At 61.7% G+C, this 12,417-nt stretch carries 12 protein-coding genes; 9 read left to right on the forward strand and 3 right to left on the reverse strand.

The window, feature by feature from the left end; genetic code table 11:
- Positions 1-138: 138 nt before the first annotated feature.
- From AC1DZE_RS04465 to AC1DZE_RS04505, 9 genes are all read left to right on the forward strand, one after another.
- Entirely contained in the window at positions 139-1,035 is an 897-nt protein-coding gene (locus AC1DZE_RS04465) for a hypothetical protein (protein ID WP_477699832.1), read from the forward strand.
- Between the two features lie 315 nt (positions 1,036-1,350).
- Positions 1,351-1,725: a hypothetical protein gene (locus AC1DZE_RS04470; RefSeq protein WP_477673016.1), complete on the forward strand. Its 375-nt coding sequence runs from the start codon at positions 1,351-1,353 to the stop codon at positions 1,723-1,725.
- Between the two features lie 874 nt (positions 1,726-2,599).
- Positions 2,600-3,247, forward strand: coding sequence for a hypothetical protein (locus tag AC1DZE_RS04475; protein WP_477668631.1), 648 nt, complete (start codon positions 2,600-2,602; stop codon positions 3,245-3,247).
- A 28-nt stretch (positions 3,248-3,275) separates the two neighbouring features.
- Entirely contained in the window at positions 3,276-3,923 is a 648-nt protein-coding gene (locus tag AC1DZE_RS04480; protein ID WP_477668632.1) for a hypothetical protein, read from the forward strand.
- Positions 3,924-4,006: 83 nt separating this feature from the next.
- Entirely contained in the window at positions 4,007-4,669 is a 663-nt protein-coding gene (locus AC1DZE_RS04485) for a hypothetical protein (RefSeq protein WP_477668633.1), read from the forward strand.
- Entirely contained in the window at positions 4,666-5,157 is a 492-nt protein-coding gene (locus AC1DZE_RS04490; protein ID WP_477699833.1) for a hypothetical protein, read from the forward strand. Before AC1DZE_RS04485 ends, AC1DZE_RS04490 begins: the two co-directional genes overlap by 4 nt.
- A gap of 80 nt (positions 5,158-5,237) precedes the next feature.
- Positions 5,238-5,981: a COG1470 family protein gene (locus AC1DZE_RS04495; RefSeq protein WP_477668635.1), complete on the forward strand. Its 744-nt coding sequence runs from the start codon at positions 5,238-5,240 to the stop codon at positions 5,979-5,981.
- Positions 5,978-8,074 (forward strand): SdrD B-like domain-containing protein, encoded by a 2,097-nt coding sequence (locus AC1DZE_RS04500; protein WP_477668636.1) that lies wholly within the window; start codon positions 5,978-5,980, stop codon positions 8,072-8,074. The genes AC1DZE_RS04495 and AC1DZE_RS04500 overlap by 4 nt, the downstream gene beginning before the upstream one ends.
- 312 nt (positions 8,075-8,386) lie before the next feature.
- Positions 8,387-8,884 (forward strand): hypothetical protein, encoded by a 498-nt coding sequence (locus AC1DZE_RS04505; RefSeq protein ID WP_477671850.1) that lies wholly within the window; start codon positions 8,387-8,389, stop codon positions 8,882-8,884.
- A 34-nt stretch (positions 8,885-8,918) separates the two neighbouring features.
- Here AC1DZE_RS04505 and AC1DZE_RS04510 read toward each other — a convergent pair whose 3' ends face one another.
- The 3 genes from AC1DZE_RS04510 to AC1DZE_RS04520 form a co-directional block, all read right to left on the reverse strand.
- Positions 8,919-10,253 carry an esterase/lipase family protein gene (locus tag AC1DZE_RS04510; protein WP_477699834.1) on the reverse strand — a complete coding sequence of 445 codons (1,335 nt, stop codon included), beginning with the start codon at positions 10,251-10,253 and terminating at the stop codon, positions 8,919-8,921.
- A gap of 171 nt (positions 10,254-10,424) precedes the next feature.
- Entirely contained in the window at positions 10,425-11,660 is a 1,236-nt protein-coding gene (locus AC1DZE_RS04515; protein WP_477671848.1) for a serine hydrolase domain-containing protein, read from the reverse strand.
- Between the two features lie 329 nt (positions 11,661-11,989).
- Positions 11,990-12,367 carry a response regulator gene (locus AC1DZE_RS04520; protein WP_477668640.1) on the reverse strand — a complete coding sequence of 126 codons (378 nt, stop codon included), beginning with the start codon at positions 12,365-12,367 and terminating at the stop codon, positions 11,990-11,992.
- Positions 12,368-12,417: the final 50 nt, after the last annotated feature.

Genomic DNA, 12,417 nt, shown 5'->3' on the forward strand with positions numbered 1-12,417 from the left:
TTGTCACGATTTTTCGACCCCAGTGCCCACGGGAACGACGCAATACGGCACCATGCACAGTACTGCTACAAAACGTTACCATCAGCAGTTAGAAGTCGTCCCGCCAGCGAAGGCCCGGGCGATTAACGGAGTCCATCGATGAGTGTCTCTTACGCATTGCGCATTGCCCTGGCAGCCCTGCTGTGCACCTGCGCGTTGCACGCCAAAGCAGCCATTACCTGCACACTCGCGGCCACGTCGGTCAACCTCAACTACACCAACGGGGCGGCCGCTGCCAATGCCAGCGGCACTATCACCGTGAACTGCACCCGGCTGGCGACGGACCTGAACAGCACAGGCTACTGGGTCAGCATTGACTATGGCAGCCGTACAGGCCTTACCCGCCGGGTGTTCCGCCATGGCGGAGGTACCGTTAATGCTGATCGACTCGACATCAGCATTTTCAAAAATGCCACTGCGACCGATTGGACCAATGCCACCACCGGCCGAGTAAGTGGAACCTTGACGTTTGGCGCGGCCCTGAGCGCCAGCACCGTGCTGACCTACGACTTCCAGGTGAAACCCAGCCAAACCGGCAATACGCCCGGTATTTATGACGAGACCTTTATCACCAGCCTTCAGCTAGCCACTACCGGCCCTGTCGTTGCTACCACGACATTCACACCCACCGTGAGCATCATTGCTGCGTGCTTTGTGGGCCAGGTCGCTTCCGGCAACACGGCCCCGGGCGCTATTTCGCCATCAACCCTGACATTGAACTACACCTCTTTTGCGGCTACCCCGCAGACGGCCACCATGAACTTCACGGTGGACTGCACCCGTAACACAACCTACACCCTCGCACTTTCGCCGACATCTGGCACGTTGCTGGGCCTCAATTACACCTTGGCGCTAAGCGGCGCAGGAGCAACAGGTACTGGCTTCGCCCAGCCCTACACGGTCACAGGCACCATTGCAGCCGGTCAGTCGGGCACCTGCTCCGGAGCCACCTGCACCGCCACCCAGACCGGGGTTGCGGTTACCGTCACCTACTAAGCAGGCGTAAGGCGCCTTCAGCGCGGCCTCAACAAACTACTGGGTACTAACCGGCGACCGCCGCTTTGGCGTTCTATGCCCGATAAGAGCACCACATCACAGTTTTGCCGCAATCTAATTGAAGCAAAAACCCTCATATTGATGAAATTTATAAATATTTATCAAAACCATCAACAAAAGGAAAAATCAAATTTAAAACTCAGTTTGTGTGAAATGTCACTAATTAACACTTTTGCAGTGACTTTTACCAATTGATTCAAATTAACAAATTCGATAGCATGACTGCAACAACTGATAGTTTTAAGGAGTTGCGCCATGAAAACCATCAAATTTGCTTTTGCCGCCGCCCTGGCCGCCCAGTCCCTGCTCGGGATTCACGGCGCAGCCCAGGCGCAAACCAGTTCAGGCTCATTTGGTGTGACCATCGTGTTGCGCAGTTTCAGCGAAGCCGTTACGGCAGACCATCGCTGCACCCATCGCGGCCAGCCAGACGGCCAGGCCGGCACCCTGCGCATCAGTTGCCCAGCCACCGTAGACATCCAGGCTATCGCATCCGCCTCGACCAGCAGGTCCGGCCAAACGCAACGCATGAACACCATGACCGATTCCGCTTCAGGTAGCCGCCTGGCCGTGGTGGCAGGCAAGCCCATGAATTCCCGGGACCCGGTTGAATTGACCATTTCCTGGTAATCAGCGGCTCACACGCCGCCTGGCGACACCAGGTTTCCATCCTGCCGCACTTGCATCTCGCGAGCAGGACCTTCAAGCCCCTGTCGGCAACCGGCATGCAGTGACGGCTGCATAGCAAATCTCGCCCGCAAACGAGGCGCGACCTGCCCGCGCCTCCGCACCACACTCAAACGCGCCTCGACCGGCACACAACCGTAACGCCGGTGCTGCGTGCCTGGCGATTCCGCCGGCAACCCGTCGCAAGCCCCGCCAGCGAGCAGTCGATCAGCTGCCTGCGCTGCTATGCACGCCACACAAGGGCACCACGCGATCCCAGTGGCGTGCCTACCTGCCTATCTATCACGGGCAACCAACCACCACCGACGTCCCTTGCGTGGACCTCTTCCGATTGTTAAAGCGCATACGACTTGCCCAGTCAATCCAACCACCGTCGCCGTCTGATCGCATGAAGCCCGCCTTCACTTTGAGGCCTCGCTCGAATAGCGCGTGCTACAGCCTTCATTAACCAGCTCTGCCTCTCATACAACGAATGTTCGACCAGTTCAAGCGACGCGGTAGTTCCAGAGAGGACAGAGAAAAGCACCACTTGGCAGACAAACGCCATTTGTTTCTGACTCGTTACACCACTCTGGGAAATATGTCACAGAAGAAGGCTTGTGGCATTCGTTACATCCAAGCCAAACCCCATCTTTCTTGTCGCCATTTCGCATAAATCCATTGTTTTCAATGACTTAAGCGTGACGTATTTACCATTTGTCGCCCGCGTTACGAATGTAAAGCCACCTTTTTTCGAAACGCCTAGTTACAGTCCATTCACGTTCAGAAAAAGCCTGAACACCCGATTCACCTTCTTATTACCGCAGAGAGGACCTTGATGAAAAAAATTGTTTTAGCAAGCGCCTTGGGCCTGGCCGGTTTGGCGGCAGCGCCAGCGCATGCAGAGTCCACATTTACCACGCCCGCAATTACGGGTTCCACAGCGACTGCACGGCTGGACTTTTCCATTGTCATTCCGCAGGTGCTGTTCCTGCGTGTTGGCACCAGCTCTGGCAATACGGCAACCGATGGCACGATCGACAGCGTGACCTTCACGGTTCCAGGCGCCAGTGTGGGTAATAGCACCGTGATCGCCGGTGTGGGCGGCGACCTCACCGCAGGTGCTGTGACGGTGCGCGTTTATGGCAACGGCGGCAACATCAGCCTCAACTCAAACACCACCGGCCCGTTGACGACCGGCACCGCCGGTGAAGTGATCCCCTGGAGCCAGATCAATGTGGTCGGTGCCGCACTGGGAGCCACGACCGCCGGCTTTACCAATGCCGCCATTACCCACCCAGCATTCAACCTGGGCGCAGGCGGCGGAGCTGGTACCGCCACCACATTGACGGCCACCAACCGACTTGTCCGCGTCGAAGGCAAGTGGACTTATACCTACCTCAACGCAACCTTACCCGCAGCCGGCACGTACGGCGGCACCATCGCCAAAAACGGACGAGTTACTTACACCGCCACGCAGCTCTGAACTTCAACCTTAATCCTTAGGAAACATCATGAAAAAACTCCTTCTTGTCAGCACCCTGGGCTTAACCGGCTTGCTGAGCGCTACCGCCCACGCCGAATCCACATTCACCAACCCTGCCATCGTCGGTTCGACCGCGAACGCTCGCGTGGACATGACCATCGTCATTCCACAAGTGCTGTTCCTGCGTGTCGGCACCAGCTCCGGCAATACGGCAACTGATGGCACGATTGACAGCGTCACCTTCACGGTCCCAGGCGCGAACGTCGGCGACAGCACCGTGATTGCTGGCGTGGGCGGTGACCTGACCGCAGGTGCAGTGACAGTGCGCGTGTATGGCAACGGCGGCAACATCAGCCTCAACTCCGCCACCACCGGCCCGTTGACGACCGGCACCGCCGGTGAAGTGATTCCCTGGAGCCAGATCAACGTGGCCGGCGCAGCACTGGGCGCCACCACCGCCGGCTTTACCAATGCCGCCATCACCCACCCAGCGTTCAACCTGGGCGCAGGCGGCGGTGCTGGTACCGCAACGACGCTGACCGCTACCAACAAGCTGGTCCGCGTCGAAGGCAAGTGGACCTATACCTACCTCAACGCGACCTTGCCAGCAGCAGGCACCTACGGCGGCACCATCGCAAAAAATGGCCGCGTTACCTACACCGCTACACAACTCTGATTACATAAATCCTTAAGTGGCCCCGCTTGTCGGGGCCATTTTTATTTTTGTTGATATTTCTGAGTTAGCGTAAAGTGGTACTTATGCGCACCCAACCCCTGTTCCTCGTGCCCACTCGCAGCAGTGTGTTGCAAGTGCTGCGCGTCGCCGCATTGGGGGCCGGCGCTCTGGCCTGCGCGGGCGCCCAGGCCTTTGTTGTCACCATCACAGCAGGCACCAAGTCATTGTTTTTGCAGGTAGGCGCCGGAACCATGACCGGCGGCAATTTCAGCTCCGGAGGTACGCCCGGCAACAATTCCACCATCAATCGCGTTTCAGTCACCATTCCAGCGGCCAACATCGGAGCCGGCACCAGCGCCATGACAACCGACAGCACCGTTACGGCCAGCCCTTATGACAGCTTTGCCTTTTGCACGGTGCCCGCGCAGGTTTACGTCGGCGGCTTTTACCGCACACCGGGCACCGGCGCCAACGCCACACTCACCGCCACCGCACCGGCCTCTCTGGTCAATGCCACGGGCGACACCATTCCGTTCAATACCATCTCCTGGGTTTCCGGCGGCGCACAAGACCCGACTCCCACCATCCCCAGCGGAACGTTTGTAGGCGGTGCATCACAAACGCTGCTCAGCGTTACACGCAACACCTGGTTTGAAAGCTGTCTGCAGTTCAACTACGCCAATACCCAACTGGTGGGTTCGGGCACCTTTACCGGCCGCGTCAGCTACACCCTGACCTCCCCATGATGATGAAAAGACCGGTCAGCCTGTCACACCTCATCGGATTTGCCGCCCTCCTGCTGCTTGCCAACGTGCTGACTGCACAACACGCAGCCGCCACCACGACCCGCGTGGATGACACCGGCACCGTCGCGACCCAGAGCGTCGTCCCCATGCGCTGGCGGCAGCTGGTTCCCGGCCGCGGGGCCGACAACTCGGTGGAAGCCAGCCTGCGGGTTGCGCTTCGCCTGAACCTCTCGCGCTGGTTGAACCAGCCGGTCAGGCTCTACATGGGGCTCGCCCCGGTCCCGGGCGAGCCCATCTTTGTTACCTGGAGAACCCAGGGGCGTTTGCTGCCTGGCTCACTGCGATCTGGCGGCCGCACCCTGATCTTCGACGGTGTCGTCAGTGCGGCTACCCTGGAAGAAACCGTTGAGCTGATTCTCAGAACAGATGGGCGCGCGCTGACGTCTTCCCAGGCCCTGCAGTTTTATTTCGAGGTAGATACGCAATGATCCGTCTCCGGTTACTTGCCCTGCGGCAGTATGCGGCTGGCCTTGTTGGCTTGGCCTTCGCCCTGATTGCGCCTGGCGCAATGGCAAGCGAATTTGCATTGGCAGTGTCGCCTCCCCGGTTTGAACTCGAAGTCAAACCCGGCGAGCGTCTGCGCCAGATCATGGAAATCACCAACGCATCGTCAGCTTCCTCAACGTTCAGTATCAGGACAGCGGACTGGCGGCTTGGCATGGACAACTCCGTCACTTTTAACGATGAACTGGGGCCCGGCAGCTGCCGACCATGGGTGGCCATCGAGCGGCGCGAACTCACCGTTGCGGGTGGGCGTCCTTACCGGTTTCGCTTTGAAGTCAATGTGCCCCCCGATGCAAAGCCTGGTGAATGCCGCTTTGCCATCATGCTGGAAGGCCAGGAGCAGGTTACCCGCATGGAGTCGGGCCCCCCCATCCCATTTTCCGCGCGTCTCGGCGTGGTGGTGTACGTCACCATCGGCGGCGCCACACCGGAGCTGAGCGTCGCCGGCTCGGGCGTCCAGACCGTGAACGGCAAGCCCACACCCGTCCTGCAGATCCGCAACAGCGGCACGGCCCACGGCCGTGTCACCGGCTTCCTGAACGGCACCGATGCATCCAATACCTCACTGGAATTTTCGCCAGCCAACACCCCCATACTTCCCGGCGAGACACGCACGATCCCACTGAGTGCCACTCGCCCGGGAGACCAGGACACCGCGGCGCAGATCCGCTATCCCGTCACGGTGCGCGGCAAGCTCGAATGGGGCAAAGGCCAAACACAAAGTATTGAGCAGCGCTTCGCCCCATGAAGCGACGAGCGCACACGCCGATCATCCCTTCTTCCTTGCCACTCAAGTGGTGGCGCATCGGCCTTGCAGGACTTGGGACCGGTTTTGCAACGGCTGCGGCCCTGGCCCAGGCAACGGCTCCGCCCGCTGAGGGCCAGCCTTATGTGGACCGCGTTATGGAGGGCCTGCCGGACCCTGACGGCGGACTTCAGCTGAAGGCCAGCGAATACAACGAAGCTGGCTGGCCGCGAAGCTGGCGTGTTGACTATTCCCTGTTCAAGCAGAACGGTGGCGGTGGCGACACCACCTCCCGCGCGTTGGGCATAGGCGGCTTCGTGGACACACCGAACCACGGCGCGCTCTCGATCAATGCCAACCTGGTCCAGCAGCAGTCGAATGCGCCGGGCAACCAGGCCCAAAACAGCGGCAGCACCTGGCGCATTGACCAGCGCGCCCTGCCGCTGGACGGCGGCTGGTTTGCCAACCACAACGCGGGCGACATCAATACCGTCAGCACCCGGCTCGCCCGTGGTACCGGGCGGGTATCGGTGCCGGCCACGCCCATCCGGGGTGTTGGTGGACAGTGGTACCTCAACGACGCCGTAGACCTGAACGCAGCCGCGGGACGTACCGGCCTCTTTAGCGGGCTGGATGCCGTCGGCTTCCAGACTTCCGGCGGCAGCATCGGGTCTGCCGGTGCGCAATTTCGCCTTCCCACCGGTGACGCATTGGGGGCAGGAAGCCGCACTGACGCCGCATTCCAGTTGATCGACGGTAAAAATATTTCGGACAACGGAGGCTTCGGCAACTCATTGAACACCCGCGCTTACTTTGCTGCGGCGTCCTGGGAAGGCGCAGCGCCGTGGGGCACGGGACTGGCTACCGGCTATGGGTCGCCCAGCGAGCGGGTCGGCGGCCTGCGCATGCAGGCCAACCTGGTGCGCAGCAACAGCACGCAGGGCGGCGAAGCCACTGGCCTCTGGCTGGATGCCGCGTGGCGCACCGAACGCTGGCGTACCACAGCCGGTGTTTTCCGCTTTGAACCCAATTTGCGCTGGGGCACCACGGTCCTCGCCAGCGACCTGCAAGGCGTCTACTGGCAGGCCGACACCTCCACCCGGCAGTGGCAAGCCGGGTATGCGGTCGAGCTGAGTGACAGCGTGAGCCGTGCCGGCGCAGGCAGCGGTGCGTCGGGACGCAGTGCCTTCATCAACGTCAACGGCCGCTACCTGCTCGATTCGCGCAACTCGGTGGGCGCGGCCCTGAGCTTTCGTACCATCACCAGCCCCGGCCAGTCGGCGCAGCTGTCCTGGAGCCGCGCCAGCGACTGGGGCCAGACACAATGGCGCGCCGACCTGGCCAATGCATCCGGCGTCCGGACAACCCGGCTCGGGGTAGACCAAAGCTGGCCGGTTGTCTTGCCGGCCACTTTCGGCACCTCGCTGGCATGGGAGCGGATGAGCGGCAATGTCAGCCCCACCACAGGCCTGATCTGGGGCATTCTTGGCACCCTGTCGCCGTGGTCGCAATGGTCGCTGGATGGGTCGGTGCGGGGTGCACGCCGCAGCGACGGCGGCGAGTCGGTCAATGCCAATGTCGGCGTGAGCTGGCAACCTTATGGCGGCTGGTCGCTCACCCTTCGTTACACCGAGTCACGCGGGCAGGAACCGCTTCCGGCACTGGTGGTCTCGGCCCTGACGGCAGCAACGCAGCAGGCCATTGCAACCACCCAGACCAACCGCAGCATCCAGCTGCTGCTGCGCTACGAAGACCGGGCCGGCACCTCCACAGCACCGCTAGGCGGCCTGCCCGGAACCGGCTCCGGCGGGCTGACAGGCACGGTGTTTTTCGACGCAGACAGCAATGGCCGCAGGGAAGCGTCCGAAGGTGGCGTGCCTGGTGTCACCGTCATCCTCGACCGGCGCTACGTGACACGAACCGACAGCCAGGGCCGCTACGAGTTTCCCTACGTGGCGGCCGGAGATCATTTGATTGAAATTTCTCCGGACAACGTTCCCTTGCCCTGGAGCCCGGTTCTTCGCGATCCTGCGAAGACGGTCATTTTGGTACGCCAAACCAATTCGCTCGACTTCGCCGTGCAGCGCGAACGCTGAAAACACCGCCTCCGCTCCACGGAGAGCCCGTGTGAGTTGATGGCTGCGTCAAAACTCAGAACGTCTGAGCTCGGGGCCGCGGCAGCCCTCGGAAAACTCAAAAATTGACAAATCGATGGGTTCGTTCGGCAGCAATTTGATGAAACAATCAAAAACAAGCTGAAATTTGCTGAAAAACCGAATAAACCGGTAAATAAGTCACACATTTGCTGGCATTAATGTATTGCATCACTTTTATCAATTTAGTTACTATTGAGGCGTACTTAATCACTTCACAGGTTCAGCTCCGTGTCCTCCTGCAGCACCTACCCAATGTCTTTCAGCCGCCTCATGGCGCTGTCGGCGCTGCTGGTGGCCATGTTCTGCATACCGCAGAGTTCACGAGCTGGCGAGATGCTGAGTGTTGACAAACCCCAGGCCAGCACAAAGCTGGATTTCGCCATCGTCATTCCGGCTGTGCTTCGTATCCTGGAAAACAACCACCCGGCAGCCCTGCTTTCTGCCGACACCACGGGATCCCTCATTTCCGCCACACAGCGCATGGTGCTGGTATCGACCCTGGGCAAGGGCTTCTGCATGGATTTGCAGCTCAACCAGCAGCAAGTAGCGGGCTGGCAGCTGAACGTCAGCGGCAGCGCGGGCACACGCGTCGAGGCAGCCGACGGCGGCTACCGGGTTTGTGCACTGCGTCCCGGCCGTTTTGAATTGGCACTGCAACACGCCTTCAGCCTAAAGGAACGCAAACCCGGCGCAGACGCCTCGGCCTCCAACTTCAGCTGGCCCGTCAGTGTGAGCCTGGTCACCCCCTGACCAGATTGCGTAAAACCCCCGGCCGCCAGGAAGGCTAACGGCCCAGCCATTGCACCAGCTGGCGCGTCACCTCGGGGCGGCCCAGCAATTCCATGTGATTCATGCCTTGTGCCACCCACTGGTTTTCCGGCGCAAACGCTAGCGTGCGGGCCGCCTCTTCATGCAGGCCCAGGGCGCTTTCCAGCGACACCAGCCCATCGCCCACCATCTTGCGCGCCAGTGCCTCCCTGACCGGAACCAGGGGGCCGCGGCCGGCTGAAAGCGTGGTGGCGGCGACCGCATAACAATCCACGCCCGCGGGCAGGGGCACGACCTCCCGCACGTCTGGGCCACGTTCAAAACGCCCCGCCTGCCGCCAGTCGGCTTCCAGCACGTTGCCGTGGCGCAAGTCAGTGATGCCGGCACTGCGCACCTGGCCGATCCTGGCAAAGGGCCGTGTCACCAGGTTGCTGCCCAGCACGCCGTCGACCCAGCTGCCCAACCGCTCCAGCGGCGCGCCGTGATGGGGTGTTCCCAAAAATACCATGGCCTTGAGCTGCTGCAGCCAGCTGTGGCCCGTCTGGGCTGCGTGGTGGCAGGCGCTGCGCGCAACCAGGCCGCCCATGCTGTGCACCAGCAGCGTCACGTCCTGCGCCGGTTGCGGCCAGGCTTTGACCAGTTGCTGCAACAGGCCGGCCAATTGCTCGCCGTTGGCCGAGGTATGCAGCCCCGTGTTGTAGTGCAGGTACACCGGCGTGTAACCCAGCTCGCGCGCAAGCTGGCCGCCATGGCCCTGCGGCAGCGCGCTGTTGCCGCACCACTGCAGGTCATTCATGCACAGCCCGTGAACCATCACCAGGATTTTTCCCGTCGCTTGCGGCAGCCGCGCGGCCAGCGCCTGTGGGTCCAGCACCAGCGGCTGGCCTTCATGGCGCAAGCTCATGCGGATCGCCAACGGATTGGCGGTGTCCAGCAGCAGGTCACCCAGCACGCCGTTCAGGGCCGAAAGCATGGCCTCGCGCTGCGGTGAAGAAGCCTGCGCGCCGGCCAGCGGCGCTGCGCGCGACAACACCGCATTGGCCGCCCCGCCTGCCAGCCGCGTGACGCCCCTGATGCTGCCGTAGACCCAGCCCGTGATGCCGGAAGGCTTGACGCCGCTGCTTCCCGGCGCGCTGTCGACGAACCTTGAACCCAACAGGCCAAACGGTGCGGCCACGGCTTTGTACACATTGCCCTGCACGGTTTCTGCCAGTCCCGTGACGCCCAACGTTGCCTGCGTGGCAAGCTGGGCCAGCCCCTGGATGTCGGAAACATGCAGCCAGGTGGGCAACAGCTTCGATGAAGAAGTGGAAGTGCCTGCTACGGTGTCTGTCGGGCCTGGTGTGCGCATGCCACGATTGTGGGGGCAAGAGCGTGCGCGCGCCAGCGATACCGCATGGCGGGCGTTTTGTAAGTAAAAATGCCGGCTGGCCTTTATGGGCGGGCGCAAGCAGCTACCAATTTAATAGCAAGTCCGTGAGAACCCTTATCACCGGCAACATCCTGCCAGCCCTTCAGCGCCTTACTTGCAAAGGTGCAGCAACTCCGTCGGTGCAGCCGTTTCAACACCCACGGGGTTGGGTGTAACCACCGGCACAGGCTCGGGCGCGCCCGGGTTCAGCACGTTGTGGATGCGCGCCGCAAGCGCAAAGCGTGGATACGCGGCGTCGCCCACCGTATTGCTGCCATTGGCCAGCAACACCACGTCATAGCCGCTACCGTAGCCCGCATCGACCGATGCAAAACTGACCGTCTGCCCGCCGGCACCATAACTGCCTGGCCCGCCCAGCGCGGTCAGGCCCATGCCGATGGGCGCAGATTCTCCGTCGGCCAGGCGCGCCGGTGTACGCATCAGCACAAGGCTGTCGGCCGACACGATGGCGCCGCTTCTCAGTGCGCCGTTCCATCGCACCATGTCGGACGCGGTGGACACCACGCCGCCTGTCGCGTCGAAGCCCGAGTTGAGGTCGGGGCACACCAGCCATCGGTCACCCGGCTTCACGCGGTAGTAGCCGCGCGCAGCCTCAGGCCGCGGCTGCGGCCCCAGCAGATAGGAAGCCGACATGCCTGCAGGCTGGAACAGCAGCTGCGTGAAGGCCGTCTCCAGCGGTTGCCCGCTGGCGCGCTCGATCACGCGGCCCAGCAGGATATAGCCGGCATTCGAATAGTCGTAGGCCGTGCCCGGCGGTGCATAGAGACCGCGCGCATTGAGGTTGGCAAAAAACGTCTCCCTGGGAATGGGCGGCTCCTGCAGCACGGCCGGCACGCTGCCCACCAGCAGGTCATCGGGGTCTTTTTTGGCACCAGGAATGCCGGCCACCATCTGCATGACCTGGGCGATGGTGGGGTCCGGCCGGTAACGCAGCTCGGGGATCCAGTGCGACAGCGGGTCGGCCAGCGAGATTTTTTTCTGTTCCTGCAGCTTCAGCAATGCCGCTGCAGTGAGCTGCTTGGTGACCGAGCCGATCTTCACCGGCGTGGAGGACGTCATGGGCACGCCGGCACGCAGGTCGGCCGCGCCATAGCCGCGTGCATAGAGCACCGTGCCGGCCTTGCCCACCGCCAGTTGAAGGCCTGGCAACACACCCGGAACATATTCGGCGACCAACGCGTCGATTTGCCCAGCCACCGCGGGCGGTATCGCCGGCCGCTCAACCTGGGCCTGCGACGCGCAGGCACCCAGTGCCAGACAGCAGGCCGCCACTCTGTGGGCCAGCGGACGCTTTGAAAATCCCTCGACAGGATGGCAGCTGTGCATCTGTGTATCCCTCCATGGTTGGACCTGGGCCCGTTATGGCGTTATCAGGCCCTAGCTTACTTCTGTTGGAGGACTACTTCCGCTGGAAGCGGTTTTGCAGAAAAACCGGTACGTCCATTGCCCGTGAAACATGACGGCCTGCTTTCGCTACGGCTGGACGCTGAACGATGGGAGGCGGGTCAATTCCAGCTGTGCGGACATCTTCGGATTTCGGCAAGACAGGGATCGCATCAGCAGCATGCGCATCGTTGACGACACCCATCCCCTGCTGCGCCAGGAGGTGGGTGACAAATACGCGCCTGATTCCGCCTGGGGCCTGTTAACGAGCCCTAGTGCAGGGTCGTTTGTTCCTGGCAATAGTCAAACAGGCCCTCTAGCTCACTGGATTTGTCGAACACCGCATCGGCCCCGAGTTCGGCGGCGCGCCTGCGGATTTCATCCGTCGCATAGTTGCTCAGGACAACCACCTTCTGGTAGGGCTCACGGTTGCGGCAGCCTGCGAGAACGCCCAGCCCGCTGCCTTCTTTCAGGAAAAGATCCACGATGGCCAGATGCCACTCGCCGTCGTGAAGTTTCAGCCAGCGGGTGGCCTCGGTCTGGGTGGCGCCGTGGCCCGTTACCTGGACAGCGGCAATCTCCTTGAGCGCCTCTATCAGGTTCTCAAGAACGATCTCGTTGTCTTCAACCAGGTAAGTAATAAGTGCCATAGAACCCACTTTAGGCCGCAGGCTGAAGGATGTTGCCATCCGTTGGCCCA

This window comes from Polaromonas sp. P1_F1, assembly GCF_056405795.1.